The 26,185-nt window shown below is 52.1% G+C and carries 28 protein-coding genes; 14 read left to right on the top strand and 14 right to left on the bottom strand.

The features are described from left to right. Positions 1-230 precede the first annotated feature (230 nt). The gene (locus L4174_RS03400; protein ID WP_248143385.1) at positions 231-1,070 is read left to right on the top strand and encodes an endonuclease/exonuclease/phosphatase family protein; all 840 of its coding nucleotides are present in this window, start codon (positions 231-233) and stop codon (positions 1,068-1,070) included. On the opposite strand, the gene L4174_RS03405 is transcribed toward L4174_RS03400, so the two are convergent. From L4174_RS03405 to gloB, 3 genes are all read right to left on the bottom strand, one after another. After that, positions 1,054-1,743, bottom strand: a complete 690-nt coding sequence (locus L4174_RS03405) for a YIP1 family protein (RefSeq protein WP_248143387.1) — start codon at positions 1,741-1,743, stop codon at positions 1,054-1,056. The two genes, L4174_RS03400 and L4174_RS03405, sit on opposite strands and share 17 nt — an antisense overlap. Further along, on the bottom strand, positions 1,740-3,344 hold the full coding sequence (locus L4174_RS03410) for a LysM peptidoglycan-binding domain-containing protein (RefSeq protein WP_248143389.1): 1,605 nt from the start codon (positions 3,342-3,344) through the stop codon (positions 1,740-1,742). Before L4174_RS03410 ends, L4174_RS03405 begins: the two co-directional genes overlap by 4 nt. Positions 3,345-3,415: 71 nt before the next feature. After that, positions 3,416-4,174: a hydroxyacylglutathione hydrolase gene (gene gloB, locus L4174_RS03415; RefSeq protein WP_248143390.1), complete on the bottom strand. Its 759-nt coding sequence runs from the start codon at positions 4,172-4,174 to the stop codon at positions 3,416-3,418. A gap of 39 nt (positions 4,175-4,213) precedes the next feature. Here gloB and L4174_RS03420 point away from each other — a divergent pair, with 39 nt between their 5' ends. Beyond that, positions 4,214-4,957 carry a methyltransferase domain-containing protein gene (locus tag L4174_RS03420; protein WP_248143391.1) on the top strand — a complete coding sequence of 248 codons (744 nt, stop codon included), beginning with the start codon at positions 4,214-4,216 and terminating at the stop codon, positions 4,955-4,957. A gap of 11 nt (positions 4,958-4,968) precedes the next feature. On the opposite strand, the gene rnhA is transcribed toward L4174_RS03420, so the two are convergent. Then, positions 4,969-5,436 (bottom strand): ribonuclease HI, encoded by a 468-nt coding sequence (gene rnhA, locus L4174_RS03425; RefSeq protein ID WP_248143392.1) that lies wholly within the window; start codon positions 5,434-5,436, stop codon positions 4,969-4,971. A 53-nt stretch (positions 5,437-5,489) separates the two neighbouring features. Here rnhA and dnaQ point away from each other — a divergent pair, with 53 nt between their 5' ends. Both dnaQ and L4174_RS03435 read left to right on the top strand, forming a co-directional pair. Continuing rightward, positions 5,490-6,221 (top strand): DNA polymerase III subunit epsilon, encoded by a 732-nt coding sequence (gene dnaQ, locus L4174_RS03430; protein ID WP_248143393.1) that lies wholly within the window; start codon positions 5,490-5,492, stop codon positions 6,219-6,221. Positions 6,222-6,228: 7 nt separating this feature from the next. Next, the gene (locus L4174_RS03435) at positions 6,229-7,485 is read left to right on the top strand and encodes a TIGR03503 family protein (RefSeq protein ID WP_248143394.1); all 1,257 of its coding nucleotides are present in this window, start codon (positions 6,229-6,231) and stop codon (positions 7,483-7,485) included. A gap of 98 nt (positions 7,486-7,583) precedes the next feature. Here the strand turns inward: L4174_RS03435 and fadE are convergent, their stop codons facing one another. After that, entirely contained in the window at positions 7,584-10,037 is a 2,454-nt protein-coding gene (gene fadE, locus L4174_RS03440; RefSeq protein WP_248143395.1) for an acyl-CoA dehydrogenase FadE, read from the bottom strand. A 345-nt stretch (positions 10,038-10,382) separates the two neighbouring features. Between fadE and lpcA the strand changes: the two genes are divergently transcribed. Both lpcA and L4174_RS03450 read left to right on the top strand, forming a co-directional pair. Continuing rightward, positions 10,383-10,967: a D-sedoheptulose 7-phosphate isomerase gene (gene lpcA / locus L4174_RS03445; protein WP_248143396.1), complete on the top strand. Its 585-nt coding sequence runs from the start codon at positions 10,383-10,385 to the stop codon at positions 10,965-10,967. A gap of 29 nt (positions 10,968-10,996) precedes the next feature. Continuing rightward, positions 10,997-11,815, top strand: a complete 819-nt coding sequence (locus tag L4174_RS03450; protein WP_248143397.1) for a class II glutamine amidotransferase — start codon at positions 10,997-10,999, stop codon at positions 11,813-11,815. Positions 11,816-11,892: 77 nt separating this feature from the next. Here L4174_RS03450 and purN read toward each other — a convergent pair whose 3' ends face one another. Together purN and purM are read right to left on the bottom strand one after the other, a co-directional pair. After that, complete coding sequence (purN, locus tag L4174_RS03455) at positions 11,893-12,537, bottom strand: phosphoribosylglycinamide formyltransferase (protein WP_248143399.1); 645 nt, start codon at positions 12,535-12,537, stop codon at positions 11,893-11,895. Positions 12,538-12,540: 3 nt separating this feature from the next. Then, a complete protein-coding gene (gene purM, locus L4174_RS03460) occupies positions 12,541-13,581 on the bottom strand; it encodes a phosphoribosylformylglycinamidine cyclo-ligase (RefSeq protein ID WP_248143400.1) in 1,041 nt (346 codons plus the stop codon). A gap of 194 nt (positions 13,582-13,775) precedes the next feature. Between purM and upp the strand changes: the two genes are divergently transcribed. Then, entirely contained in the window at positions 13,776-14,402 is a 627-nt protein-coding gene (gene upp, locus L4174_RS03465) for a uracil phosphoribosyltransferase (RefSeq protein ID WP_036753143.1), read from the top strand. A 62-nt stretch (positions 14,403-14,464) separates the two neighbouring features. Here upp and L4174_RS03470 read toward each other — a convergent pair whose 3' ends face one another. Beyond that, positions 14,465-15,715: a uracil-xanthine permease family protein gene (locus tag L4174_RS03470; protein ID WP_248143402.1), complete on the bottom strand. Its 1,251-nt coding sequence runs from the start codon at positions 15,713-15,715 to the stop codon at positions 14,465-14,467. 36 nt (positions 15,716-15,751) lie between these two features. On the opposite strand from L4174_RS03470, the gene L4174_RS03475 reads away from it, so the two are divergent. Then, positions 15,752-15,976, top strand: coding sequence for a hypothetical protein (locus L4174_RS03475; RefSeq protein WP_248143404.1), 225 nt, complete (start codon positions 15,752-15,754; stop codon positions 15,974-15,976). Positions 15,977-16,111: 135 nt separating this feature from the next. Further along, positions 16,112-17,293, top strand: a complete 1,182-nt coding sequence (locus L4174_RS03480) for a DUF2066 domain-containing protein (protein WP_248143406.1) — start codon at positions 16,112-16,114, stop codon at positions 17,291-17,293. A 74-nt stretch (positions 17,294-17,367) separates the two neighbouring features. Here L4174_RS03480 and L4174_RS03485 read toward each other — a convergent pair whose 3' ends face one another. From L4174_RS03485 to L4174_RS03500, 4 genes are all read right to left on the bottom strand, one after another. Beyond that, entirely contained in the window at positions 17,368-17,793 is a 426-nt protein-coding gene (locus tag L4174_RS03485; RefSeq protein ID WP_248143408.1) for a DUF2069 domain-containing protein, read from the bottom strand. A 39-nt stretch (positions 17,794-17,832) separates the two neighbouring features. Continuing rightward, on the bottom strand, positions 17,833-18,405 hold the full coding sequence (wrbA, locus tag L4174_RS03490; protein ID WP_248143410.1) for an NAD(P)H:quinone oxidoreductase: 573 nt from the start codon (positions 18,403-18,405) through the stop codon (positions 17,833-17,835). Next, a complete protein-coding gene (gene arsC / locus L4174_RS03495; RefSeq protein ID WP_248143412.1) occupies positions 18,405-18,755 on the bottom strand; it encodes an arsenate reductase (glutaredoxin) in 351 nt (116 codons plus the stop codon). The genes wrbA and arsC overlap by 1 nt, the downstream gene beginning before the upstream one ends. A 144-nt stretch (positions 18,756-18,899) precedes the next feature. Continuing rightward, entirely contained in the window at positions 18,900-20,360 is a 1,461-nt protein-coding gene (locus tag L4174_RS03500; protein WP_248143413.1) for a M48 family metallopeptidase, read from the bottom strand. Positions 20,361-20,534: 174 nt separating this feature from the next. Here L4174_RS03500 and L4174_RS03505 point away from each other — a divergent pair, with 174 nt between their 5' ends. Genes L4174_RS03505 through L4174_RS03515 form a run of 3 tightly spaced genes read left to right on the top strand, consistent with a single transcriptional unit; the run spans position 20,535 to position 22,746 of the window. Continuing rightward, positions 20,535-20,762 (top strand): sulfurtransferase TusA family protein, encoded by a 228-nt coding sequence (locus L4174_RS03505; RefSeq protein ID WP_248143415.1) that lies wholly within the window; start codon positions 20,535-20,537, stop codon positions 20,760-20,762. Positions 20,763-20,769: 7 nt separating this feature from the next. Then, positions 20,770-21,837: an AI-2E family transporter gene (locus L4174_RS03510; RefSeq protein ID WP_248143417.1), complete on the top strand. Its 1,068-nt coding sequence runs from the start codon at positions 20,770-20,772 to the stop codon at positions 21,835-21,837. Between the two features lie 27 nt (positions 21,838-21,864). After that, entirely contained in the window at positions 21,865-22,746 is an 882-nt protein-coding gene (locus L4174_RS03515) for a DMT family transporter (protein ID WP_248143419.1), read from the top strand. 53 nt (positions 22,747-22,799) lie between these two features. Here the strand turns inward: L4174_RS03515 and bcp are convergent, their stop codons facing one another. Both bcp and L4174_RS03525 read right to left on the bottom strand, forming a co-directional pair. Then, complete coding sequence (gene bcp, locus L4174_RS03520) at positions 22,800-23,276, bottom strand: thioredoxin-dependent thiol peroxidase (protein WP_248143421.1); 477 nt, start codon at positions 23,274-23,276, stop codon at positions 22,800-22,802. 10 nt (positions 23,277-23,286) lie between these two features. Then, positions 23,287-23,835, bottom strand: a complete 549-nt coding sequence (locus L4174_RS03525; RefSeq protein ID WP_248143423.1) for a glycine cleavage system protein R — start codon at positions 23,833-23,835, stop codon at positions 23,287-23,289. Between the two features lie 289 nt (positions 23,836-24,124). On the opposite strand from L4174_RS03525, the gene dapA reads away from it, so the two are divergent. Then, positions 24,125-25,021, top strand: coding sequence for a 4-hydroxy-tetrahydrodipicolinate synthase (gene dapA / locus L4174_RS03530; RefSeq protein WP_248143425.1), 897 nt, complete (start codon positions 24,125-24,127; stop codon positions 25,019-25,021). Between the two features lie 17 nt (positions 25,022-25,038). Continuing rightward, the gene (bamC, locus tag L4174_RS03535) at positions 25,039-26,070 is read left to right on the top strand and encodes an outer membrane protein assembly factor BamC (protein ID WP_248143426.1); all 1,032 of its coding nucleotides are present in this window, start codon (positions 25,039-25,041) and stop codon (positions 26,068-26,070) included. Positions 26,071-26,185 lie beyond the last annotated feature (115 nt).

The following is a 26,185-nucleotide window of genomic DNA, read 5'->3' on the forward strand; positions in this document are numbered from 1 at the left end:
TCGTGAATTCAAATTTTCAGCCTTCTTTGCTCCAAGATCTTCGGAGGAAGCAGAGCCTCAGGGAGTTAATCCGTACATCTCATGGTGATAAGATGCGCAGATGATTGTGCAGGAGAAAACGCAGCGCTGGCTTTATGAGCCATTCTTGTGAAAAGAATCTTTTTCAGGTGAAACAGAGGCTGCGACGGAATCCTGTAAGCTGGATCTAGGAATAAAGAAAGGAAGAGTGAATGCTCAGACGCTTGATATTGTTGATGGGAATTGCAGCTATTTTGTCCGGAGGCGGAGCCTACTTTTCATTTCATGTGCCGCCGCAGCCGGAGTTAACTGTTGGTTCTGACATTGACCGTGCAGAGGTTCGCTGTTACGAAGCTGAGCCTGAAGCGTTCATCGATCGACAGGGTCAGTTGCAAGTGACTGTCTGGAATATTTATAAAGAGCAGCGGGAGAACTGGCGAACGGCATTAGATGCTTTCAGTGAGGGAAGTGATATTGTGCTCTTACAGGAGTCGAGTCTGACAGCTGATTTTCAGCAATACCTCAGAGAGGCTCAGTGGCAGGTCGTCATGGCGAACGCCTTCTCATTCTTGGATACACAAGCTGGCGTAATGAATTTATCACGGAACCCGGCAAAAACGACGTGTGCTTATTTGGCGATGGAGCCCTGGCTGCGTTTGCCAAAATCGGCTTTACTGGCAACCTTTCCTCTTTCTGACGGGACAACTTTGACGGTCGTGAACCTGCATGGAATTAACTTTGCCTGGGGAATTGAGGAATATGAGGCGCAATTTGAAGCCTTAGCGGATGAACTGGAAAAAGCGAAGGGGCCAGTGCTGTTGGCTGGAGATTTCAATACCTGGCGACAGGAAAGAATGGATGTGCTCGCCCGGTTTGTTGAACTGCTGGGATTGCACGAAGTAACGTTAGAGCAGGATCTGAGGGTCAGAGTGTTAGGATGGCCGTTGGATCACTTATTTTATCGCGGTATGCGGCTGGAAAAAGCAGAGGCGCCTGTCACGGACGCCTCAGATCATCATCCAATTATTGCCCGCTTCAGGTTGTCAGAATAAGCAGTGGCCAGACAACCAGCACTAACAGCCAGGGCAGTGCAGCGATGACAATAGCCTTGGCGCGATCAATCCCGCACCACAAGCTGACCACAATATAGGTCAGGGCAATATACCAGGGAGCCAGCAGCGGAATACTGGATGCTAATGCAGCCCAGGGGTTATCCATGGGCAATTTCAGGAATGCATTCAGGCTGTTCAGGTCGGCCGTGTTCGGTAAAGCCTGGGTCGGGTTGAACAGGATGTTCAGATAGCTCGCGAGATCGCCAATCAGTCCGGGAAGCATGATAAAACAGCTTGCCGCCAGCCATTTCCCAAAGCTCTGAGGGGCGCCGCTGTTTTTGGTCGCTAGGTTCAGCCATAATGCCAGCAGGAGCAGGTTGGCAGTGCGGCCGAAAATGTCACTGAAAATCTCACCGGCCAGTAAGACTTCTTTCGTTAACCATTGCAACTGACTCTCGTCAGCCAGCACTGAAAGCTGGCTGCGAAGGGTTTCCTGCAACCATGCCATATCAACCTGGTTAAAATAGCTGCCCCAGAGGCCGAAAGGCGCCATGATGAGCAGTAAGTAGGGCATCAGCGCCCATTTGGGGCGCTGATGAACGGCTGTGAAACAATCTACCGGTGAACGGAAGACATCTAGCATGGCAATGAATGGGTTTGCTGAGGGGGTCATACACTTACCTTGGTCACGTCAACAAACAGTTTGAGTTTCTGACCCGGCTGCAGATACTTTTTGTCACCGAGCTGGTTCCATTTGATCACATCGGCCAGTTTCACTTTGAACTTATCTGCAATGACGCTGAGGTTATCGCCTGAACGGACTTCGTAATATACAGTCCGGATGACGCCACCATTTTTACTGGTTTTCCAGATATTCAGCTTCTGACCAATTTGTAGCGTAGACTTTTTGCTCAGCCCATTCCACTTCATGATCTCTTTAATACTGACTTTTTGTTTTTTCGCGATGGTCCACAGATTATCACCGGATTCAACTTTGTAAATTGTGCGATAGCCGCCCCCATGACTGACCTGAGAGCGAACTTCGCTGGTCAGGCTCGGGAATGCATTTTCGCCGTTCATCGCCACTGGGATCAGGATATATTTACCGGCACGAATACTTGAACCATCGATTTTGTTTGCCCGTTGAATCAGATCAACTGAAGTATGGTGGGTTTTCGCCAGCACACTCAGGCTGTCTCCTGATTTGATCTGATAACGGATCACTTTCATGCCCTGACGGCCGCTTTTTTCAAAAGCCTGATTGAATGTATCGACTTTATCCGCTGGTAGCAGCAGGTGGGTCTGATCATCAGGTGACGTTGCCCACTGGTTATAGGCCGGGTTCAGCGCTTTCAGCTCAGACAGAGAAATCTCTGCGTATTTCGCTGCCATTGCCAGATCCATCTGGGTCTTGGGATCGACAGTTTCAACGGCAGGTTCATTGGCAATGAAAGGAACGTCGACACCATATTTTTCCTGGTTCTTAATGATGTCAGCTACTGCCAGTAATTTCGGCACATAGCCACTGGTTTCCTGAGGTAAATCCAGTGCCCAGAAGTCAGTCGGCTTTCCGGCTTTTTTATTTTCACGAATCGCCCGGAAAACACGCCCCTCACCAGAGTTATAAGCAGCTAGTGCATGAAGCCAGTTTCCGTCGAAACGGCGATTGAGGTATGCCAGCAAATCTAATGCGGCCTCGGTAGACTGCACGACATCACGACGGCCGTCATACCACCAGTTTTGCTTCAGGCCAAACTGTCGGCCCGTTCCCGGGATAATTTGCCACAGTCCGGCCGCGCGGCCATGGGAGTATGCGAACTGGTCGAAAGAGCTTTCTACAATTGGCAGCAGGGCCAGCTCAAGGGGCATATCACGCTTTTCGACAGCTTCAGTGATGTAATAAAGGAAAGGCTCAGCACGTGAAGAAACAATGGAGAAATGACCTGGATGTTTCAGGTACCAGTTTCGATAATAATTCACCTGCTTATTATCTGGCACATCAATACGCAACTGCATTGCAACACGCTGCCAGACGTCATCCTGTTCCTGCGGGGTGACCACGGGCACAGGTTCTTCTGCTGCGACTTGGGGTTGTGTCGATGTGACAAGCGGAGAGGCACCATCGGTGTCATTCTGTGTGATAGTCGAATGACTGTCATCTTGCGCAGTGGCTGCACTTTCTTGATTGGTTGCCACAGATTCTTGTTGTGAATTTTCTGTGATCTGACAACCCGCCAACAGCAGCGCACTTGCTAAAAAAAATCGGGATTTCATGTAACCTGCCTTTAGCCAAAATCGCAGGTGATGATACTTGGCGGAAGGTACAGGTTACAAGTGACAGCCCTTCAAAAATTGTCCTTCCATCGGCGCAGAGCGGCGAAGGTCTCGAGGTCGCTGTCATTAACCGCCTTATCTGCAACTGCTTTTTTGATACTCGGCTGGTCACAGCGCAGGAACGGATTCACTCGTTTTTCCAGCCCCATGCTGGATGGAATGGTACTGATTCCGCGCGCACGGCGCAGACTGACGTCTTCCCGGTAACGCTGCAGGTGAGGATTGTCCTGCTCGGCAACTAAGGCAAAGGCCAGATTGCTGCTGGTGTATTCGTGTGCACAAAAAACTTCAGTTTCATCGGGCAGGGCTGCTAATTTTTGTAACGAATTGTACATTTGAGCAGGCGTTCCCTCAAAAAGGCGACCACACCCGGCGGAAAATAAAGTATCGCCGCAGAAAAGCTTTTCATCACCCACATATGCAATATGGCCGGCTGTATGGCCCGGGACACTTAACACCATAAAGCGCTCTCCGAATATGTCGATCTGGTCGCCATCTTCAACAGATTGCGTTAAGCCGGGGATCGCTTCGCTGCCAGGGCCTACAATATTGCAAGAAGGGAAAGCGCGTTTGAGCTCGCTGATTCCGCCGACATGATCATGATGATGGTGGGTGATCAGAATGGCCTCCAGAGTCAGTGACTCTTCGTGAAGTCGGGCCAGGACTGGCGTGGCATCCCCGGGGTCAACGACAACACAGCGGTTATCCGGCCCTTGGATCAGCCAGATGTAATTGTCGTGAAATGCAGGTATGCTCTTCATCGTTAACATAAAATTGTCTCCAGTCCTTGATGTGGTGAATCATCATTTATGAAGCCAGCCCGCACGATAAAATACATCGGCACACCCTATTCCTGGTCTCAGCTGGTACAGGGAGAATGGGCGGCACAACTGCTGCAGGCCCAGCTGGACGAGTGGTGGCCGAGACTGTTTGGCTACCATTTGCTGAAACTGGGCGGCCTGAGCTGCGAACTCGTCAGTGGCCATTGTAACATCCGGCATCAGGTTTGTATTGATCGCGATAATCCGCTTCGGAATCTGGAGGCGGATCCGATGGCATTGCCGTTTCTGGAAAAATCTTTTGATGCCTGTGTCTTAGCGCATCAGCTGGATTTTTGCCGGGATCCGCACAACCTGCTGCGGGAAGTCGACCGGGTGCTGGTCGATGACGGTTACCTGTTGATCAGCGGTTATAATCCGCTCAGTTTGCATGGTTTACGGGGTCTGTTTCCCTGGAACCGGAAGCGGGCGCCATGGTCTGGCCGGATGTTCATGCCGATGCGGGTGAAAGACTGGCTGGGCGTACTGAACTATGAAGTGGTCTTTCATGAAAATCTGGCGATACTGCCGCCGACCCGGTCTCCGGCATTTTCCGCCTGGGCGGAAAGCATGCTTTCCGGCACCTTATCCGGCATCGGCGGAATGTACTTGATTGTGGCCAGAAAACGTACTTTCCCGCTCAAGCCTATTAAACCGAGCTGGAAACTGAGACGGCAGCTGACACCAATCAGTGTGAACTGCCGTACCCGGGCCAGTGAAAAGCAGTCAGGTTAAACTGAAACGAATTATCCGGCTTCCTGATATCCATGGTCATCTTTGACCGGAGATTCTGCAGCCTGTCGTGCCAGCTCGTCACAACGTTCATTCTCAGGGTGACCAGCATGGCCTTTTACCCAATGCCAGCGGACCTGGTGGCGCTGCGTTTCTTTATCCAGCTGCTGCCAGAGATCCGCATTTTTGACCGGCTTTTTGTCGGCAGTTTTCCAGCCGCGTTTTTTCCAGTTATGAATCCACTGGGTGATGCCCTGACGGACGTACTGACTGTCCGTTGTCAAATCAACGCTGCATGACTCTTTCAGACTCGCCAGTCCGACAATGGCTGCCAGCAGCTCCATCCGGTTGTTGGTTGTCATGAAAAAGCCGTCGCTCAGCTCTTTGACATGGCCTTTATACCGCAAAATTGTACCGTAACCACCCGGGCCCGGGTTGCCGAGGCAAGAACCGTCGGTGAAAATTTCTACCTGCTTGGTCATCTTTGGTAGTATTCGTCTTAAGATAAAAAACTTAGTCTGACATAACCAATACTATGAATGCCACCAATGAACGCATAATTGTATTCGATACCGAAACAACCGGTATGAATATGACCGGCCCTCACTACGAAGGGCATCGCATTGTGGAAATCGGTGCGGTGGAAATTATCAATCGTAAATTCACCGGCCGGACCTTCCATGTGTATATCAAACCCGATCGGCCGATTGATGCCGAAGCGGTTGCGGTCCACGGGATTACGGATGAATTCCTGCGTGATAAGCCAACTTACGCGGAAATTCATCACGAGTTCATGGACTTTATCCGCGGGGCGGAGCTGGTTGCTCATAACGCGCCCTTCGATATCGGGTTTATGGACTATGAATTCCGCAAGCTTGACCCGTCGATAGGGAAGACCACGGATTACTGTTCCGTGACCGATACCCTGGAAATGGCGAAAAAGATTTTCCCGGGGAAACGGAACAACCTGGACGTGCTCTGTTCGCGTTACGGGATTGATAACTCGCACCGGACGCTCCACGGGGCCTTGCTCGATGCCGAAATTCTGGCCGATGTTTATCTGATGATGACCGGCGGCCAGACGTCGCTGGCACTGCATGCAACCGGAGAAGATAGTGACAGTGGTGCAGAAAATGGCATACGACGTCTGACCAGCGGACGGAAAACATTAAAGGTTATCCGGGCTTCTGCCGATGAACTAGAAGCGCACGAAGCGCGTTTAGATATCATTGAGAAAAAAGGCGACGTCACACTCTGGCGTCAATAGGAGAACTATGCGAAGGCTAGCGTTACTGTCTACATTGATTCCGGCGCTGCTTGGCACGCAAAGTGTTCAGGCTGCGTCTTGGCTGGATAACCGCTTCAGGGTTGATCCAACCGTCAAACAGGTGGCCTTCGTGGTGGAACGGGAAACCAAGAACCAGAATGTGGTTCTGGTGAGGCCTGATGGGGTGAAATATTACCCATGGCGGCATCCGGACAATGTGGCCTGGCACGAAGAGTCAGGTATGGACATTATTACCATTGAAAATCCGATGCCCGGTCCCTGGCAGGCTGTCGGCAGGGTTAGTCAGCACAATCAGGTTAAAGTTCTTTCTAACCTGAAACTGGATGTGGCCGCTTTGCCTGAGCGGCTTTATCAGAACGAAAGCTACAAATTTACAGCGCGGCTGACCCAGGGTGGTGAGCTGCTGAAGGAACGTGATTTTCTTGACCGGGTCAAAATGTCGGTCAATTTCTATGAATATGTAGATCAGCCGGAAACACTGGCTGAGGATTCGCTGCCGACGCCTCTGTCGCTGGGGGAGTTTGCGGATGATGGACTGGGGCTGGATGAAGCACCGGGTGACGGGGTCTTTACCGTAGCGCTCCCGGTTGATATTCAGCCCGGCCGATATCGGGTGAAAATCACTTCTGGCAATGGCATTTTCCTGCGCACTTACGAGCAGGAGGTTCTGGTGTATCCGCCGCCGTTGTTATCTGCGTTTATTCAGGCCAGAACCGCGGAAGAATCTCATCAGCTGGTGGTGACCTCTGATGAAGGTATGATCGTACCGGGCTCGCTGTCGGCGCATGTTGAGCAGGAAGCCCCGGATGGCAGTGTGACGGTCAGTCAGGAGCAGGCAGAGCCGGAAGCGACAAGCCTGGAAATAACAGTGCCAAATCTGCAAAAGCCCGGGAGCTATGCCTGGTCGGGCTGGTTGTATGCCACCGATACATTCCAGCAGCGTCCGCTGGTCTTTCCGTTACAGAAGAGCCATTTTGCGATTACATCCGTCCTGCAGCTGGATAAAAATCTCGAAGAGTTTAAGGCTCGTCAGGAAGAGAAAGCGCGGCTAGAGGCAGAAAAGCGCCGGCTGGAAGAACAGAGAGCGGCCAGAAGCCAGGTGTGGAAGCTGATTCTGGGCGGAAATGGTGTGATTGTACTGATTGCTGCGGTCTGGCTTCTGCTCAGAAGAAGAAGGAACAAGCCTGCTGTGTCTGAATCTGATTCAACGAAGCTGGAAATTCCGCCGGACATGAAAGTGTAAGCGGGAACATTAAGGCTTTTGGGTCACAGTAAATAAAAAGGGAAGCATTACGCTTCCTTTTTTGTTGATATCGTTGTTTTCATTGTGGTGTCAGCAAATTACGCTGCGTCCTCAATGTCTTTTTGCATGTCGGATACACCGGCGATTAGACGCTGGGGGTCAAAGTCATCAACGTTGATAGTACGCAGGCGGCCTGCCTCAGCGCGGCGCAGCAGTGCGGCTTCATCTTCATTAATGGCTTTCAGTTCCAGCCCGGTTTCAGCAACCAGGTCCAGTTGCATGAACGGCAGTTTCTTGCCTGCTGCCTGACAGACACGGTCATACAGGGGTTCTGCAGCCAGAATGTCTTTCAGTGCAGCTTCCATCATACCCACCGGATTGCTCTCAATCGCTTCCAGGAACTGACCACGACCCAGACGGTCACGGGTTTCACATGGCGTTTGCAGCATCATGGCCAGCTTGTGATCCAGTTTGTCGCTTGGCTGAACGCGGGACAGGCCAAGTGGCAGGATCATGACACGTAACAGACCTGCAACGATACGGCTCGGGAAGTTACGCAGGAACTGGTCGATTGCCTGCTCAGACTGATACAGCGCGTCCTGTAAACCCCAGTGAACCAGCGGCAGATCTTCCTGCTTGCAGCCATCATCGGCATAGCGCTTCAGGGTAGCTGACGCCAGGTACAGTTGGCTCAGGATGTCACCCAGACGAGCGGACAGGCGCTCTCTGCGTTTCAGTGAGCCGCCCAGCACAGCCATCGACATGTCAGACAGCAGGGCCATGTTGGCACTGTAGCGGTTCAGTTGCTGGTAGTAGCGTTTGGTTGCATCTTTGCGTGGTGCAGATGAGCCGCGACCGTCGGTCAGCCCCAGCCAGAAAGAACGGACCAGGTTACTGATGACAAAGCCCACGTGGCCAAACAACGCACCGTCGAAGTCGGTCAGTGCCTGACGCTGATCTTCGTTGTATGCAGCGTTCATTTCAGCCAGGACGTACGGATGGCAGCGGATCGCACCCTGACCATAGATGATCATAGAACGAGTCAGGATGTTGGCACCCTCTACCGTGATAGCAATCGGCGCGCCCTGATAACCACGAGCCAGGAAGTTGTTCGGACCCAGACAGATCCCTTTACCGCCAATGATATCCATAGCATCGATGATGCCGCGCTGGCTGCGATGGGTACAGTGATACTTCACAATCGCGGAGATCACAGATGGTTTCTCACCCAGGTCAATCCCGGAGACGGTCAGCGCACTGGCTGCATCCAGAACATAGGCGTTACCCGCAATGCGAGCCAGTGGCTCTTCAATCCCTTCCATCTTGCCGATTGGCAGTTTGAACTGACGGCGGATACGAGCGTAAGCACCTGTTGCCAGGGCGGTGGTTTTCAGGCCGCCTGTGGTGTTTGACGGCAACGTAATGCCGCGGCCAACCGACAGACACTCAACCAACATACGCCAGCCCTGACCGGCCATGTCCTGACCACCAATGATGAAGCTCAGTGGCACGAAAATTTTGTCACCTTGTGTCGGACCATTCTGGAACGGTACGTTCAGCGGGAAGTGGCGACGGCCAATTTTCACGCCTTCCAGATCGGTCGGGATCAGTGCACAGGTGATGCCCAGCTCTTCTTCGTCACCCAGCAGATGCTCAGGGTCGTACAGTTTAAAGGCCAGACCCAGCACGGTGGCGACAGGAGCAAGCGTGATATAACGCTTGTTCCAGGTCAGTTCCATTCCCAGAACTTCTTCGCCCTGCCACTGGCCTTTTTTCACAATACCAAAGTCAGGAATTGAGCCTGCGTCAGAGCCGGCTTCCGGACTGGTCAGTGCAAAACAAGGTATTTCCTTACCGGCAGCCAGACGTGGCAGGTAATGGTTTTTCTGATCTTCAGTACCATAGTGTTGCAGCAGTTCGCCCGGACCTAAAGAGTTCGGTACACCTACGGTTGAAGACAGCACCATTGAGACACTGGACAGTTTTTGCAGGACCAGTGACTGGGCATACGCTGAAAACTCCAGACCACCATATTCTTTCTTGATAATCATGGCGAAGAATTTGTTGTCTTTCAGGTATTGCCAGATCTCAGGTGGCAGGTCAGCCAGATCATGGGTGATTTCGAAGTCGTCGACCATGCGGCAGACTTCGTTGACCGGACCGTCCAGAAACGCTTTTTCTTCAGCACTCAGGCGAGGAGCCGGAATGTCATGTAGTTTGTTCCAGTCTGGTGCACCACGGAACAGATCGGCTTCCCACCAGACTGTACCGGCATCAATCGCTTCTTTTTCAGTGCGCGACATTTCAGGCATCACACCTTTGAAGGCCTTGAGTGCTGGTTTACTCAGCAGTTTCTGACGAAGCGCCTGCAGGTTCAGCGGTAAGGCAATGATCAGGAAAGCCAGCCAGCTGTATTCGCCTGTGATATCCAGCAGTGTGCCGGCTGCCAGAGCGGCCGCAAAAACCAGGGTAAAGGTTCGCAGACCGGCCCGGTGATAAGCGAGCAGTCCGGTTATCCCCAGTAACCCCAGCAAGTACACGAGTGTAGCCATTCTATCTTCTCCTTAATCAGGAATATTCTCTTAGGGTATTTAATGTTTTATTGAATGAATAGGTAAGAGGTCATACCACTTGGTTTAAGTGTAAGATGAAGTTTGCCGAAATGTAAAAACTTTTTTTGTGATTTGAGGAGTAAGTTCGCATTGCGGTTTGATGAATAAGGCGACAAAAGGGATGAAAAAAAGGCGGGAAAACGGTTTCCTTACTGGCTTAGCAACTGATATTGGGCGTAAATCACTGGTTTTGCCGTACAGCGAGTCGACACTTCCTAGGGTTTGTAGGTAAACTGCCAGCCAGGGCATATCCTTGCATCATCAATCATTCACAGAGAAAAGCCTATGTACCAAGATCTCATTCGTTCCGAGCTGACTGAAGCGGCTGATGTACTGAATCGATTTATCAGCGATGAAAAGAATCTGGCAGATATTGAAGCGGCAGCCAAGCTGCTGGCCGAATCATTCAAGCAGGGTGGTAAAGTACTGTCATGCGGGAATGGGGGTTCACACTGTGATGCCATGCATTTTGCTGAAGAGCTGACTGGCCGTTATCGCGATAACCGTCCGGGCTATCCTGGGATTGCGATTTCAGATCCGAGTCATCTGTCTTGTGTCAGTAATGATTTTGGTTATGAATATGTCTTTTCACGTTATCTGGAAGCGGTCGGCGCAAAAGGCGACGTGTTGTTCGGTCTGTCGACCTCGGGGAATTCCGGCAATATTCTCAAAGCGATTGAAGCGGCTAAAGCGAAAGGCATGAAAGTGATTGCGCTGACGGGGAAAGACGGCGGCAAAATGGCCGGACTGGCCGATGTGGAAATTCGTGTGCCGCATTTCGGCTATGCTGATCGTATTCAGGAAGTACACATCAAGATCATTCACATTCTGATTATGCTGGTTGAAAAGGAAATGGCGGGTGCTGAGTAAATCAGCATTGTACTGAGGAAGACGGTAACATGTGTGAATTGCTTGGCATGAGTGCCAACGTGCCAACGGACATTTGCTTCAGCTTTACTGGCCTGATGCAGCGGGGTGGCCGGACCGGTCCGCATGCAGACGGCTGGGGGATCACTTTCTATGAAGGAAAGGGATTTCGTACTTTCAAAGATCCGAAGCCCAGCTGTCATTCGAAGATTGCAGAGCTGGTTCAACAGTATCCGATTAAAAGCTGCGCGGTGATCAGCCATATCCGCCAAGCCAATCGGGGCGGGGTGTGTCTGGAAAATACACATCCGTTTACCCGTGAGTTGTGGGGGCGTTACTGGACTTTTGCCCATAATGGCCAGTTGTCTGGGTATGAATCGCTGGAAACCGGTCGTTATCAGCCTGTGGGGGATACCGACAGTGAAATCGCTTTTTGCTGGTTGTTGAACCAGATTGATTCACACTTTCCTCAGCCGCCGGAAGACTGGAGTCAGATATTTCAGTTGATTGCTGAGCGTTGTGACGACCTGCGAAAGCTCGGTGTATACAACATGCTGTTGAGCGACGGAGAGTTCGTCCTCACTTACTGTTCCAACAACCTTCACTGGATCACCCGAAGGGCGCCTTTCGGGAAAGCATCGCTGATTGATGAAGATGTGACGATAGATTTTCAGCAGGAAACCACACCTAATGATGTGGTGACGGTCATTGCGACCCAGCCGCTGACCAATGATGAGCGTTGGCACAAAATGGCAACCGGAGAATTTGCCGTTTTCCATTATGGGGAGCTGATCTTCAATCGGAAACTGGCAGTGCCGGAAGCGCCACCGCCATCCCCCGGCCAGAGGTAATCTGTTTAGAAAACCAAAAAAATGCGGCTGTGAAAGCCGCATTTTTGTATCTCTTGTAACTACATCTTATGGGGCAATTATTCGTCAGCAGCGTAACCATGCTGTGCCAGACGAGCGCCATCCAGATAAGCTGCGTCATCCTGCATGACCGCCCGGCCTTCCAGGAACCACTGACAGACCAGCGGATAAATGCGGTGTTCCTGCTGCTGTACTCGGGCCATCACTTCGTCGGCAGTATCGCCCTCGAAGATTGGGACTTTGGCTTGCAGGATGACAGGCCCGCCGTCCAGTTCTTCAGTAACGAAATGGACACTGGTACCGTGCTCGGTATCACCGGCATCCAGCGCTCGCTGGTGGGTATGCAGGCCGGTATATTTCGGCAGCAGAGACGGGTGGATGTTCAGCATCCGGCCTTCATAGTGACGGACGAATTCGCTGCTCAGGATCCGCATATAACCGGCCAAAACGACCAGATCCGGCTGATATCCGTCGATGATTTCAGCCAGTGCCCGATCGAAAGTGTCACGATCAGCATAATCTTTCGCGGCCAGATGGGCTGTTGCAATGCCGGCATTACGGGCTCGTTCCAGACCATAAGCATCAGCTTTGTTCGAAACCACGGCAGCTATGCGGCCGTGTGTGATGACATCACTTTCACAGGCATCAATGATAGCCTGCAAGTTCGAGCCGCTGCCGGAAATCAGGACAACAATGTTTTTCATTGTTTAGTTGATCTCCACCTGGGCTTCCCCCTCGGCAGCCTGTGCAATGGTACCCAGCAGCCAGGCGTTTTCGCCCTCAGCGTTGAGCAGTTCGACCGCTTGTGCTGCCTGAGCCTGAGGCAGAGCAATGACCAGACCAACGCCGCAGTTGAATGTGCGGTACATTTCATGGGTTTCTACGTTACCAGCCTGCTGCAGCCAGTTGAACACTGCAGGCCATTCCCAGCTTTTACCGTCGATGACCGCTTTGGTGCCTTTTGGCAGGACGCGTGGAATGTTTTCCCAGAAACCGCCGCCGGTAATGTGCGAAATTGCGTGCAGTTCGCAGCTTTCCATCAGTTTCAGAACTGATTTGACATAAATACGGGTGGGCTCCAGCAGGTGTTCTGCCAGAGATTTGCCTTCGAGGTCTTTGCTCAAATCGGCCTGAGAGACTTCGATGATTTTACGGATCAGTGAATAACCGTTGGAGTGAGGGCCGCTGGAAGCAACAGCAATCAGGGCATCACCTGCCTGAACTTTGGTGCCGTCGATAATTTCAGACTTTTCAACCACGCCCACACAGAATCCTGCGACATCGTAATCTTCGCCGTGGTACATGCCCGGCATTTCAGCAGTCTCGCCGCCAATCAGAGCACAACCGGCCTGTACGCAACCTTCACCAATCCCGCTGACAACACTGGCTGCGGTATCGACATCCAGTTTGCCGGTGGCGTAGTAGTCGAGGAAAAACAGCGGTTCACCACCCTGTACAATCAGGTCATTGACACACATCGCTACCAGATCGATTCCAATGGTGTCATGTTTCTTCAGATCCATCGCCAGACGCAGCTTTGTACCGACACCGTCAGTCCCGGAGACCAGCACTGGCTCTTTGTATTTGGTCGGCAGTGAGCACAAGGCACCAAAACCACCCAGACCGCCCATCACTTCAGGACGTGTCGTGCGTTTGACCACCCCTTTGATTCGATCAACCAGGGCATTCCCTGCATCAATATCGACACCTGCATCTTTGTAACTTAGAGAAGAATGATTACCGCTCACAACAGATCCTCACCGGTTAAATCGTAAAATCCGCAGTATGATAACAGTAGTCAGGACGGAAAGGAAAACGTTTGCGTCAAATATTCCTGGTGACGGAAACCTGACCAGGCAAGTCGCTATTTCCTACCTGTATGAGGATGGTCTAGTGTATAATGGATCGATTTTTTTGAAACTTTGTTGTGTAGGAGTCCAAGATGAAAGTCGTTGAGGTAAAACACCCGCTGGTGAAGCATAAAATTGGTCTGATGCGTGAAGGTGACATCAGCACCAAGCGTTTCCGCGAGCTGGCGACGGAAGTGGGTAGCCTGCTGACTTATGAAGCGACGTCTGACTTCGAAACAGAAACCATCACGATTGAAGGCTGGAACGGCCCGGTTCAGGTAGAACAGATCAAAGGGAAGAAAGTGACTGTTGTACCGATTCTGCGTGCAGGTCTGGGCATGATGGATGGTGTGCTGGAGCACATGCCAAGCGCCCGTATCAGTACGGTCGGTATCTATCGTGATGAAGAAACACTGGAGCCTGTCCCTTATTTCCATAAGCTAGCTTCCAACATTGATGAGCGTATGGCGCTGGTGGTTGACCCGATGCTGGCAACCGGTGGTTCTATGATTGCGACGATCGATCTGCTGAAAGAGCACGGTTGCAGCTCCATTAAGGTGCTGGTTCTGGTCGCTGCTCCTGAAGGTATCGCTGCACTGGAGAAAGCACATCCGGATGTTGAGCTGTACACCGCAGCGATTGACGAGAAGCTGAATGACAAGGGCTACATCGTTCCGGGTCTGGGTGATGCAGGTGACAAGATCTTCGGCACCAAATAATTCATCTGATGAATAAAAAAACCGGCATTGCGCCGGTTTTTTTGTTTCCGAAGCAAGAAAGTTTATGCGTCAGATGATTCTATTTGGGCGTTGTCGACAACCTTACTTTCACCCAGATCTTTTGGCAGGACCAGGTTCAGGACAATCGCAACGATACCGCACAGGCTGACGCCCTGCAGACTGAACTCGCCAATCCCGAAGGCCATGCCGCCAATCCCGAACACCAGCGTGACAGCAACAATGACCAGGTTACGGGATTTATGCAGGTCAACCTGATTTTTGATCAGGGTATTCAGGCCGACTGTCGCAATTGAGCCGAACAGCAGGATCATGATCCCGCCCATGACTGGGACAGGGATGGTTTGCAGTGTGGCACCCAGTTTACCGACAAAGGCCAGTATAATTGCGGTAACTGCACTCCAGGTCATGATGGCCGGATTGAAGGCTTTCGTCAGCATGACCGCACCAGTTACTTCAGAATATGTCGTATTCGGTGGCGCACCGACCAGAGAGGCCGCAATGGTTGCTACGCCGTCGCCGGCCATGGTGCGATGCAGGCCCGGTTTTTTCAGGTAGTCTTTACCGGTGACATTGGAAATCGCCAGCATGTCGCCGACGTGCTCAACAGCTGGTGCAATCGCAACCGGAATCATGAACAGCACGGCATTGATGTTGAATTCAGGCATGGTGAAGTTCGGCATGGCGAACCAGCTGGCTTCCTGTACCGCCGTGAAATCGACGACGCCAAAGAACAAACTGGTTCCGTAACCAGCCAGGATGCCCGCGATGATAGGGACCAGTCTGAAAATCCCATTTGCGAACACGCTGACCAGAATGGTGACCAGCAGAGAGATGCAGGCAATCCACAGCGCGGCATCACCGTTGACGATCTGGATTGAACCGTCACCGCTTTTTCCCAGGGCCATATTCACTGCGGCTGGCGCCAGGCCAAGACCAATCACCATGATGACCGGACCAACCACGACTGGAGGCAACAACTTATGGATGATGCCAACACCGCGAACTTTGATGATTGTGGCCATCAGCAGGTAAACTACACCGGCCATCATCAGACCACCGAGCGTTGCGGGAATACCCCAGGCTTGCACACCGTAAAGAATGGGAGCGATAAAAGCAAAAGAGGAGGCAAGGAAGATAGGAACGCTGCGTTTCGTGATGACTTGAAAAAGAAGAGTACCAATACCGGCACCAAAGAGGGCAACATTGGGGTCCAGACCGGTTAACAGCGGGACCAGAACCAGAGCGCCAAATGCTACAAACAGCATTTGTACCCCTTGTAATATCTGCATCATTGTCACAATTCTCCCTTGGTATAAAAAAATCGCGCAATGCTAGCACAAGAGCAAACGTTTCCCCAGTGTTCCGGCACATTAATTTATGATCTTGTCATTGATGGCGCAGGGCGTGTGAATTCACCCGAACAAGCTGCGATTTTCTGCTGTGTTTCAGGAGACAAAATTCGCTTTGGTTTGAAGCGGCTGCTGGCAGACATGCCGTTTTTTGTTCAGAACGCCAACGTCTGCCCGTTTTTGGTATTTTTTTATGGCAAATAACGTTATTTGTCTGAGCCTGAGGTATAGTTAGGCCTGTCAGCGAGTCTGGCCATGGAATGGCAGGCTGCGATGGATAAAAACGAATTACGGGATGTCTGACATCCTTGGCTAACACTGAAATTCTACGAGTGATTTATGTGGCGTTTTGCTTTTTTCTTTGGAGCGCTGATGGCGTTGCCGCTTCAGGCTGCAACGGTTGAAACTTTATATCAGGCGCAGGTTTCCCTGCCGGATACAGACAGCCAGACGGCTCAGACTGCAAGAGCAACAGCTTTACAGCAGGTGCTGGTGAAGGTCTCAGGTCAGAGCAATATTTCCGACAATGAAGTGATTCAGAAAGCACTGGAAAATAACAGCGCTTACGTCAGTCAATTGGGCCGCGGCAGCGTGAATGGCCAGCCGATGCTGGATGTCAGCTTCGACCGCGAGAAAATCCGTACGCTGCTGACTCAGGCGAATGCGACCTTCTGGTCAGAACAGCGTCCGACCATTCTGGTCTGGCTGATTGAGGACAAGAGCCGTGATCGCACAATTGTGTTCGATCAGTCCGGGAATGCACTGCAAAGTCCCCTGAATCAGGCGGCTGCACTGCGGGGCTTGCCACTATTGCTGCCGATTGGAGATTTTGAAGATGTGACGGCAATCAGTGTACCGGATCTCTGGGGCGGATTTGCACAGCCAATTGCGAAGGCGAGTTCCCGTTACCAGCCTGATGCTGTGATGGTTGTTCGCGTGAAGGGCAGTGGTGAGAAAACACAGCTCAACTGGCAGCTGTTCCCGGATTCTCCGGCAGCGATGCTGGACGGGAAAGCAGAGCCGGTTGAGGGGCGTATCAGCGGCCCGGCGGCAATCCAGGAGATGATGAATACGGTGGCCGATAATCTGGCTGCGCGGTATGCCATTCAGCTGGGTGGGGCAACTGAGGGTGGATTTGCGATTGAAGTGGCAAATATCCGTCATGTCGAAGATTTCTTCCAGCTGGAATCGTTGCTGAAAGCGATGAGCTCAGTGGCTGAAGTGAACGCGACCCATCTGCAGGGCGACCGGGTTCGTTTTTCAATCCGGTTGCTGAGTAACGAGCAGGCGTTTGCCCGTGAGCTGAGTATGGAACCTCGTCTTCAGTCGCAGCCGGTGACTTCTTTGGTGCGTGAGATGCCAGCAGAGGGTTCATCACCCGGTGCAGCACCCGAAGGTATCATTGTTCCGACATCCCGTGAGGGTTCGGCCTCTGAGCCGCTGCCTCAGCTCGATGTGTCTGCCACCCGCAGTTCAGTGGCATCCGGAATCAGCCAGTATTACTGGAATCCCAATGCCTGAACGCAGACAGCAGTTAAATGATTGAAAAAAGAACCCCGGCAAGACAGCCGGGGTTCTTTTTTACTTAACGACAATTATTTATCGCCGTGAGCTTCGCGCTCTTCACGTTCGACCTGAGACAGTTTCTTCAGCTTGTTGCCGAGTTCCCGTCCGCGTGCCCGGGCAAACAGAATGTTGCCGAAGAAAGCAGCAATGGTCAGTCCCAGTTCGACCAGAGCCAGCCAGCGCTCACCGCCATCGACCCACAACAGAGTCAGGGCATGAAGGAAGTAAAACATCAGGATGAAGTTGGCCCAGGCGTGCGTGTAAGGTTTCCCCTCCAGAATTCCTTTCATCGGCAACAGCAAGGGCAGTATCCACATCCCGGCAACAACATAGTTGTTCAGGTGCGGGTGCGGGGAAATCACGCTTTGCCAGAGTGCAACCCATAGCAGCAGTGACAGGTTCGCGGTCAGCGCAAAGTAGCGCAGATTCTGGGTCGAGGGGCTCATTGGTTTCATGATCAAATCCTTTCGCTGCGATTTCACGCAGGACGTCACTTATTGCAACTTAAGGGCTGTCTGTGCCAGCCTTTTTCCTAATGCCTGTGCCAGAGCTGCTTCATCTTCAGTCAGACCGCCCTGCTGATTCAGGTGAGATGCCCCGTAAGGGGTACCTCCGGATTGTGTCGTATGCAGGAGCGGCTCAGAGTAGGGCAGACCCAGCACCAGCATGCCATGATGCAGCAGCGGCAGTAACATTGACTGTAACGTTGTTTCCTGCCCGCCATGCATGGAAGATGACGCTGTAAACACACAGGCTGGTTTGCCAATCAGGCTGCCGGACAGCCATTGTGCACTGGTGCTGTCGATAAAGTGCTTCAGTGGTGCAGCCATGTTGCCAAAGCGCACCGGACTCCCTAAAGCCAGCCCCTGACAGGTATCGAGATCGGCCTGAGTGACAAAAGGGTCACCGTCAGAGACAGCTTCCTGCTCACCGCTTGCCCGGATATCCGGCACGGTGCGCAGGATGGCTTCACAGCCAGCGACTTGTCCGATCCCCCGGGCGATCTGGCGTGCCAGCTGCCGGGTGCTGCCGTGCCTGCTGTAGTACAGCACCAGAACAGGCAGCATTACAGAATATCCAGCACTTGTTCCGGCGGACGACCCAGCGCGGCTTTGTCACCATTGACGACAATCGGGCGTTCAATCAGTTTCGGGTTGGCTGCCATAGCGTCCAGCAGAGCCTGCTCCGACACGGACGCATCGCCAAGGTTCAGGGACTGATAAATATCTTCTTTTGTCCGCATCATCTGACGGGCAGAGTCAAAGCCAAGTTTACGTTGCAGCTCTGCGAGTTGGGTTGCAGACGGGGTTTCTTCCAGATACTTGATGATTTTCGGTTCAATCCCTTTGCTTTCCAGCAGGTTCAGCGTTTCACGGCTCTTGGAACAGCGTGGATTGTGATAAATCGTGATAGACATAGTTTCTCCTGAGAGCATCAGAATGGTCATGCCCGCCGGATTCGGCGGGCTAAATGACTGATATTGTAGTGGACTGTCCGGCAACAGGAAAAGAGAATCCCCTGAGTCTGTTAGCCGGATCTGCTTTGTGAGGGTCTGACGGGGCTACAAATCGGCAAATCGGGCCCGCGCCAGGCGTAACTGGTCGATACGGGCATCGTATCGGGCCTGATCCAGTGAGCCGACTTCCACGATCTGGCTGGCCTGAATGTAGTTCTGGATTGCTTTTTCCCAGTCGCCGCGGAGGGCCATCACTTCGGCCCGTGCAGCCAGCTCACCATCCCGGCGGCCAGTTCCGGCATAGGCTTCGGCCAGCATGTTCCAGCCGTTGATATCATCAGGGTTGTCGTAGGTAAATCGGCTGAGTAATGTCAGACAATCTTTTGCCCGCCCGGCTTTCAGAAGTGTATGCGCCAGATTCAGCCTCAGCACTGCATTGGCGGGGTTGGATTTCAGTGCATGTTGCAGTCGGTTGATGGCATTGTCGTAGCGTTTCAGGAACAGATCCAGGTCGGTTGCTGAATCGATGAAGAAACGGTTGCCGGGTTCTGCTTTGAGCAAAGGCATCAGCAATGCTTCTGCTTCTTTGTATTTGCCGCTGTCCATCAGTACCAGCGCTTTTCCGTAGTCGACGGCCATTTTTTCGGCCCCATGGGCTTTTTTGTCTTTGCGTTCAAACCAGTCCAGCGCATTCCGGCTGTCGAGGTTAGCATAGCGTGCAATCACTCTGGCCTGTGCCAGCAGATAGTTTTCGGAAATCTGAACGCGGTGCGGCGGATATTGCGCAGCACGGTTGCGGGTATCTGCGATACGGGATTCCGGCAGCGGGTGAGTCAGCAGCATGGCAGGCGGGGTGCTGGCATAGCGGTACTGATCGGCCAGACGACCAAAAAAGGTTGGCATAGCCTGAACGTCGAAACCCGATTTTGCCAGAGTCGCGATACCAATCCGGTCAGCTTCCATTTCATTGCTGCGGGTATAGTTGATCTGCCCCTGCACCGAAGCCGCTGTGGTGGCCTGGATGGCTGCAATACCGGCCTCCGGTGAGGCAATGGCTAACATCAGGGAGCCAATCAGTGCGGCCATCGTCGCCGGTGATTTCTTCGCCTGATCTTCCATGCTCCGTGCCAGATGGCGCTGGGTGATGTGGGCGATTTCGTGTGCCATGACCGAAGCCAGTTCACTCTCACTCTGGGCATGAAGGAAAAGACCGGAGTGCAGGGCGACGTGGCCGCCAAAGAAAGCAAAGGCGTTCACTTCGCGGTTCTGGATCAGGAAAAACTCAAAGGGGGTGCGTACATCCTGTGCATTGGCAACCAGCTTATGCCCCAGATCCTGCACGTATTCAGAGAGCAGCGGGTCATTGATAATCGGCTTGCTGGCCCGCAGCATGCGCATGTAGGCATCGCCGTATTCCAGTTCTTTTTCGATGGTCAGTGTTGAGGCCGCAGTGGTTCCGATCTCAGGAAGATCTTCCGGAGACGCTTCTGCCTGAGTTATTGTCGGGGCTGAACTCAGCAGTGCACAGAGCAGCAGGCAAACTGGCTTTTTGGTCAATCGAAGCATAGAAATGATGGTCGCCTTCATTACAGGTTGTTGTTATTTCGATTATGAAGCCGATAGCAGTCAAATAATCGATGTATTAACTGATATGACAACAAAATATCCAGGCTGTTTCTTTCTTGTCGCCATCATGTTATTTACAATAACCTGTTGGATAATAACCGCCAGTGCACAAGAATGGAAATACCCAAGCTGGATTTAACTGATGCCCGCTGTCCGCTGGCGTTACTGATTGCGAAACGGGCTTGCCATGGACTGGATGTCGGATACTCCCTGGACATTCATGTTTGTGACACGGGCGCCCGGCAGGATATACCCCGCTATCTGCGGCATCAGGGCTTTGACGTCCGGGTGCAGTCAGATGACCCACAATTACTTGTGATTACCGTTACTAAAAGGTTGTGACGCTTTTATGCTGGAAATGATAAGTCGCTGGTATCAGCGCAGGTTTTCTGACCCTCACGCGGTCAGTCTGGTGGCGATTCTCTTGGTGGGCTTCATCACCATTTATTTTTTCGGCAACCTGATCGCGCCTTTGCTGGTCGCTATCGTACTGGCTTATTTACTTGAGTGGCCGGTCATGTATCTGACCCGGCTCCGGGTTCCCCGTACCTTAGCGGTTACGCTGGTCCTGTTGCTGTTTACCAGTCTGATGGTAATGGCGGTCTTTGGCCTGATCCCGATGATCTGGCATCAGATCAGCAATCTGCTTTCAGATGTTCCCAGCATGTTTAATGATCTGCAGCGTTATGTCTCCAGCCTGCCAGAACGATATCCTGAACTGGTTCAGCCGGAGCAGATCACCACAGTGATGAACAGTATGCGAACCAAAGTGCTGGGGATGGGGGAAACCGCTCTGAAAGGTTCGGTGGCCTCGTTGCTGAGCCTGGCGACGCTGGCAGTCTATTTGATTTTGGTGCCGCTGCTGGTCTTCTTCCTGCTGAAAGATAAAGATGAAATGCTCAGTACACTGGGCCGGCTGTTACCGAGAAACCGTCGTCTCGCCAGTAAAGTCGGCGAGGAGATGAACGAGCAAATCTCAAACTATATTCGCGGTAAAGTCACGGAAATCATTATCGTCGGTGTTGCCAGCTATATTACCTTTGCTCTGCTTGACCTGCGTTACTCTCTGCTGCTGGCGGTATTGGTGGGGCTTTCCGTTCTGATCCCTTATATCGGTGCTGCGGCCGTGACGGTGCCTGTTGCCATGGTTGGTTTGTTTCAGTGGGGGCTGACACCGGATTTCTGGTGGCTGCTGGTGGCGTACGGCATTATTCAGGCACTGGACGGGAATGTCCTGGTTCCGGTGCTGTTTTCAGAAGCGGTGAACCTCCATCCGGTCGCGATTATTGTATCGGTACTGGTTTTTGGTGGCTTATGGGGTTTCTGGGGTGTCTTTTTCGCGATCCCATTGGCTACACTGGTAAAAGCGGTCTGGCATGCTCTGCCAGCCACTGACCATGCTGAAGATACGCCATAACTGACGATTAAATCACGGGAGGGGAGCATGCCGATACCGTTCAGAGTATTGATGTTCACCTCCCTGGCCATGCTTGCTTTTGCGGCCAACTCTCTTCTCAACAGAATTGCTCTGTCTGAAACTGACATCGATCCCGCGAGTTTTACCCTGATCCGGTTAGCATCGGGTGCGGTTTTGCTGTGGTTGCTTCATGCGCTGAACACACCGGCACATACACTCAGCGCCAGACCGGCAGGCAGCTGGATCTCTGCTTTTTCTCTGTTTATCTACGCAGCCGGTTTCTCTTTTGCCTATCTGAGCCTGACGGCGGCAACCGGTGCATTGCTGTTATTTGCCGCAGTTCAGATCACCATGATGGCCGTCGCGTTATGGCGCGGAGAAAGAATGACAATCTGGCAATTGGCGGGCTTTGTGCTGGCACTGGCTGGTCTGGTCGTCCTTTTGCTCCCCGGCGTATCTGCGCCTTCCTGGCAGGGGGCAATCCTCATGCTGACGGCCGGAGGCGCATGGGGAATCTATACCCTCAGAGGAAAAGGGGCGAAAGACCCCCTGCAAATTACGGCTGGAAATTTTCTGCGGGCGGTGCCGATGGCTGTAGTTTGTTGTCTGATTGCTGGGGGGACGCATCTTGATCGGCTTGGCGTGATATATGCCATCCTGTCTGGTGGAATTGCATCCGGTGTCGGATATGCCGTCTGGTACAGTGTTCTGCCTCTGCTGACAGCAATGAGTGCGGCAACCGTTCAGCTCAGTGTGCCTGTGCTGGCTGCAATGGGCGGGGTTATTTTTCTGTCGGAGTCAGTGAGCACCCGGCTGTTGATTGCCTCAGCAGCAATATTAGGCGGTATTGCGGTGGTGTTGTGGTTTAAGCCTGTCCCGCAACCCGAACAAAGCCGGGGCAGGCAATGAAAAAGACCGCATCATGCGGCCTTGTTCCAGACAGACCTTGTGACTGACAGAAATCAAATGGCATTGTTTTCTTTCAGGTAGTTCAGCACGACTTCGTGGTGATCTTTGGTCTTAAACTTATTGAAGACATGTTCAATCACACCGTCTTCGTTGATCAGGAAGCTGATGCGATGGAGGCCATCGTAGATTTTCCCCATGAATTTCTTCTCGCCCCAGACACCGAATTGCTCAGCAACAGCATGGTCTTCGTCTGACAGCAGGGTAAAGTTCAGCTTGTCGCGCTCGATAAATTTCGGCAGACGCTTCACCGGATCAATGCTGATTCCCAGAACCACCACATTATGCGCATCAAGCTCGGTTTTGCTGTCGCGTAATCCGCAAGCCTGGACGGTGCAGCCCGGTGTCATGGCTTTGGGATAGAAATAAGCGAGAACCTTTTTCCCTTTGAAATCGTTCAGGCTGACAGGTGCACCATTCTGATCCAGAAGCGTGAATTCAGGTGCGGGAGTTCCTGCAGTCAGGGTTTGCATGTGTTGTTCCTTATTTTTCTTTCGGATTATGGCCGGTAAATGTCACTGTGCCCGTGACTTGTACGGTCTGGCACAAATCTTCAAATTCTTCCTGTAAAGACATCAGGTTGCAACCTTCCGGCAGGTTGGTACTCAGTTGCAGGGTCAGCTGGTCTTCCCCGCTGTTGTCATCTTCTTCCTGAGAATGGGCACTGAGCGCCGAGATGTCTATCTGGCGTGTGGCACAGAAATGGGTGAACTTCTCAATGAGTCCCGGGGCATCGTTTCCCTCGACATGGAATTCAGCCGTATAAGGGTAAAAACGGTGTTCGTGCCGGGTTGTCCGCTTCATCATGGTCAGCAAATCGAGTTGCTGGGCCCGCATTGGGAGCGTTGCCTCGACCCGCGAAATAGACGCGGCCGTACCCGACAAAAGCAGGATAAAAGTGAATTCGCTGCCGAAAATCGCCAGCCTGCTGTCTTCAATATTGCAACCGCTCAGGGAGATATGCCGGGTGATTTCATCGGTAATGCCCGGCCGGTCAGTGCCAATCGCGGTAATAACGAGGTAGTGTTCCATACAGTTTCACATTGATGACATTCATGCTTGCATGGTAGCACAGCAAACTTATCTCCTGCCATGAAGTTACAGGGACAAATGATGATATGGTGAGGAAAGATATATTTTGTTGCGTAATGCGCTGCAACTGGCGTAACTCACTGGTTTAATCGACTTTTGACAGGGGATCACAGGCTGGGCAATGAAGGATACATTCTGGCCATCTATGACAGCTATTTTACATTCTGCTCGCTTGTGTTTACTGTCACTGAAAAGTACCATGAGAAATCAATAAAAAAGGGAGATCGACATGTTTACTGGTAGCATGGTAGCGCTAGTTACGCCCTTGGATGAAGTCGGTGAAGTAGATTACGCCAGCCTGAAATCCTTGGTTGAATATCATATTGCAGCAGGCACAGATGCTCTGGTTGCTGTAGGAACCACAGGCGAGTCCGCCACGCTGACTGTGGAAGAGCACGTGAAAGTGGTGCTGAAGACAGTCGATTTTGCTCAGGGCCGTATCCCTGTCATTGCCGGTACAGGCGCCAATGCCACCCATGAAGCCATCACTTTCAGTAAACTTTTCTCCGGTACGGGTGTTGCCGCTTGCCTGACAGTGACTCCTTACTATAACAAACCGACGCAGGAAGGCTTGTATCAGCACTTCAAGGCGATTTCTGAAGCCACAGACCTGCCGCAAATTCTGTACAACGTACCGGGTCGTACTTCTGTCGATATGCTGCCGGAAACTGTGGCACGCCTGTCTAAGCTGGATAACATCATCGGAATTAAAGATGCGACCGGCGATTTGTCCCGTGTAGCAAAAACTCGGGAACTTTGCGGCGAAGATTTCCTCCAATTCAGCGGTGATGATGCAACAGGTCTGGAATTTGTCGCGCTTGGCGGACATGGCGTCATTTCAGTGACTGCAAATATTGCAGCTGAGGATATGGCAACGATGTTCCGGCTGGCACTGAATGGCGAGATTGAAGCTGCGAAAGCCATTGACGCAAAATTAATGCCATTGCACAAGAACCTGTTTGTTGAGTCCAATCCCATTCCGGTGAAATGGGCAGCACACAAAATGGGGCTGATCCAGCACGGTACATTACGTCTGCCGTTGACGCCGCTGAGCAAAGAGGCTGAACCTGTTGTGTTGCAAGCGTTGAAAGATGCGAAACTGCTGCCTTCACTGGCCACCGCATAGGAACGTAAGAGCTCTACATGAATGTGAATTACAGGCTGGCAGTTACGGCTGTCATGGTCGCTACACTGGCTGGCTGTTCGGGTGGTGCTGAGCGCCGCCGTCAGGCAAATCAGGACTTTAATTATCTGGAAACTGTACCGCTCAGCAGCTGGAACAGCCCGAGCAGCGGTGCGGCGACGGTGTCTGGCGAGTATGCCATTCCGGCTGCCGACTATTCTGGTGCCATTGGTAAAGCGGTTGATATTCGTCCACCGCAACAGGTACTCGCGCTCATTCCGGGCGCCCGAACTGTCCATAATTCCGATGGTACGGTGAGCCTGCAACTGGTTAAAGCTGAAGAATTGAATGAACTCTGGACCCTGACCAAACGTCTTGGGAAAGAGCGGAATATTCCATTTGATGTTGATACCGCGCAGACCCTGGAAACCAGTTGGGTTCAGTGGAACAACGAGGATGAAGACACTGAAATCAGCAGCCGATACCGGATTACCCGTTCCAGCGAGAATGGCCAGAACCTGTATACCATTAAACTGCTGGACTGGCGTGAAGCGGGTGTCGACAAGACGGTGAGTCTCGGGAATCAGGAACGTTACAGTATCCTGATGACGAATCTGGTCATGGCGAAATACGACGCATATGAGCGTGAGAAAGCCCGCGTGCGGGCACAGGAACTGGTCAAGCAGATCTCAATCAGTATGGGCCGTGATCGCAGCGGTTTACCCGTGATTATTGCGCGTGCGCCTTACAATGTTTTCTGGGAACGCTTGCCAAGCCTCCTGCAGGCGCTGGGTTTCACCGTTGATGGCAGAAACCGTTCTCAGGGTACAGTTGATGTTTCTTTCCGTTCACCGGGTGATGATTTCTGGACCGAACTCGGTATTCAGCCGCTTCAGCTGTCGAATCGTGATTATGATTTGCAGCTGGGTGATCTGGGGAACCGGACCTCAATTACCGTCACAGATGAAGATGGTAAGCCGATCACTGAGGAAGCGCTGGAAAGTTTAGCGCCGGTACTGGCAGCTGTGATTGATAAAGAGAATCAGCGCTGACAGAGCAGGGAACAGTACAGTTACAGAACTGAGTTCAAAAATAAAAACGCTTCGGTATGTCACAGACTCCGAAGCGTTTTTTTATGGGATCCAACTGGGGACGAAGCACGGGAAT

The sequence above is a fragment of the Photobacterium sp. CCB-ST2H9 genome, assembly GCF_023151555.2.
GTDB lineage: Bacteria > Pseudomonadota > Gammaproteobacteria > Enterobacterales > Vibrionaceae > Photobacterium.

What these genes read in the sequence shown, in the direction of transcription:
- bamC (WP_248143426.1), top strand. Translation starts at nt 25,039, where the DNA reads ATGAATGTGAATTACAGGCTGGCAGTTACGGCTGTCATGGTCGCTACA.
- L4174_RS03435 (WP_248143394.1), top strand. Translation starts at nt 6,229, where the DNA reads ATGCGAAGGCTAGCGTTACTGTCTACATTGATTCCGGCGCTGCTTGGC.
- rnhA (WP_248143392.1), bottom strand. Translation starts at nt 5,436, where the DNA reads ATGACCAAGCAGGTAGAAATTTTCACCGACGGTTCTTGCCTCGGCAAC.
- L4174_RS03500 (WP_248143413.1), bottom strand. Translation starts at nt 20,360, where the DNA reads ATGCTTCGATTGACCAAAAAGCCAGTTTGCCTGCTGCTCTGTGCACTG.
- L4174_RS03480 (WP_248143406.1), top strand. Translation starts at nt 16,112, where the DNA reads ATGTGGCGTTTTGCTTTTTTCTTTGGAGCGCTGATGGCGTTGCCGCTT.
- gloB (WP_248143390.1), bottom strand. Translation starts at nt 4,174, where the DNA reads ATGTTAACGATGAAGAGCATACCTGCATTTCACGACAATTACATCTGG.
- L4174_RS03525 (WP_248143423.1), bottom strand. Translation starts at nt 23,835, where the DNA reads ATGGAACACTACCTCGTTATTACCGCGATTGGCACTGACCGGCCGGGC.
- L4174_RS03515 (WP_248143419.1), top strand. Translation starts at nt 21,865, where the DNA reads ATGCCGATACCGTTCAGAGTATTGATGTTCACCTCCCTGGCCATGCTT.
- L4174_RS03475 (WP_248143404.1), top strand. Translation starts at nt 15,752, where the DNA reads ATGCTAGCACAAGAGCAAACGTTTCCCCAGTGTTCCGGCACATTAATT.
- wrbA (WP_248143410.1), bottom strand. Translation starts at nt 18,405, where the DNA reads ATGCTGCCTGTTCTGGTGCTGTACTACAGCAGGCACGGCAGCACCCGG.
- dapA (WP_248143425.1), top strand. Translation starts at nt 24,125, where the DNA reads ATGTTTACTGGTAGCATGGTAGCGCTAGTTACGCCCTTGGATGAAGTC.
- L4174_RS03505 (WP_248143415.1), top strand. Translation starts at nt 20,535, where the DNA reads ATGGAAATACCCAAGCTGGATTTAACTGATGCCCGCTGTCCGCTGGCG.
- L4174_RS03405 (WP_248143387.1), bottom strand. Translation starts at nt 1,743, where the DNA reads ATGACCCCCTCAGCAAACCCATTCATTGCCATGCTAGATGTCTTCCGT.
- purN (WP_248143399.1), bottom strand. Translation starts at nt 12,537, where the DNA reads ATGAAAAACATTGTTGTCCTGATTTCCGGCAGCGGCTCGAACTTGCAG.
- L4174_RS03420 (WP_248143391.1), top strand. Translation starts at nt 4,214, where the DNA reads ATGAAGCCAGCCCGCACGATAAAATACATCGGCACACCCTATTCCTGG.
- L4174_RS03410 (WP_248143389.1), bottom strand. Translation starts at nt 3,344, where the DNA reads ATGAAATCCCGATTTTTTTTAGCAAGTGCGCTGCTGTTGGCGGGTTGT.
- fadE (WP_248143395.1), bottom strand. Translation starts at nt 10,037, where the DNA reads ATGGCTACACTCGTGTACTTGCTGGGGTTACTGGGGATAACCGGACTG.
- L4174_RS03485 (WP_248143408.1), bottom strand. Translation starts at nt 17,793, where the DNA reads ATGAAACCAATGAGCCCCTCGACCCAGAATCTGCGCTACTTTGCGCTG.
- L4174_RS03400 (WP_248143385.1), top strand. Translation starts at nt 231, where the DNA reads ATGCTCAGACGCTTGATATTGTTGATGGGAATTGCAGCTATTTTGTCC.
- arsC (WP_248143412.1), bottom strand. Translation starts at nt 18,755, where the DNA reads ATGTCTATCACGATTTATCACAATCCACGCTGTTCCAAGAGCCGTGAA.
- L4174_RS03510 (WP_248143417.1), top strand. Translation starts at nt 20,770, where the DNA reads ATGCTGGAAATGATAAGTCGCTGGTATCAGCGCAGGTTTTCTGACCCT.
- L4174_RS03450 (WP_248143397.1), top strand. Translation starts at nt 10,997, where the DNA reads ATGTGTGAATTGCTTGGCATGAGTGCCAACGTGCCAACGGACATTTGC.
- L4174_RS03470 (WP_248143402.1), bottom strand. Translation starts at nt 15,715, where the DNA reads ATGATGCAGATATTACAAGGGGTACAAATGCTGTTTGTAGCATTTGGC.
- dnaQ (WP_248143393.1), top strand. Translation starts at nt 5,490, where the DNA reads ATGAATGCCACCAATGAACGCATAATTGTATTCGATACCGAAACAACC.
- bcp (WP_248143421.1), bottom strand. Translation starts at nt 23,276, where the DNA reads ATGCAAACCCTGACTGCAGGAACTCCCGCACCTGAATTCACGCTTCTG.
- lpcA (WP_248143396.1), top strand. Translation starts at nt 10,383, where the DNA reads ATGTACCAAGATCTCATTCGTTCCGAGCTGACTGAAGCGGCTGATGTA.
- upp (WP_036753143.1), top strand. Translation starts at nt 13,776, where the DNA reads ATGAAAGTCGTTGAGGTAAAACACCCGCTGGTGAAGCATAAAATTGGT.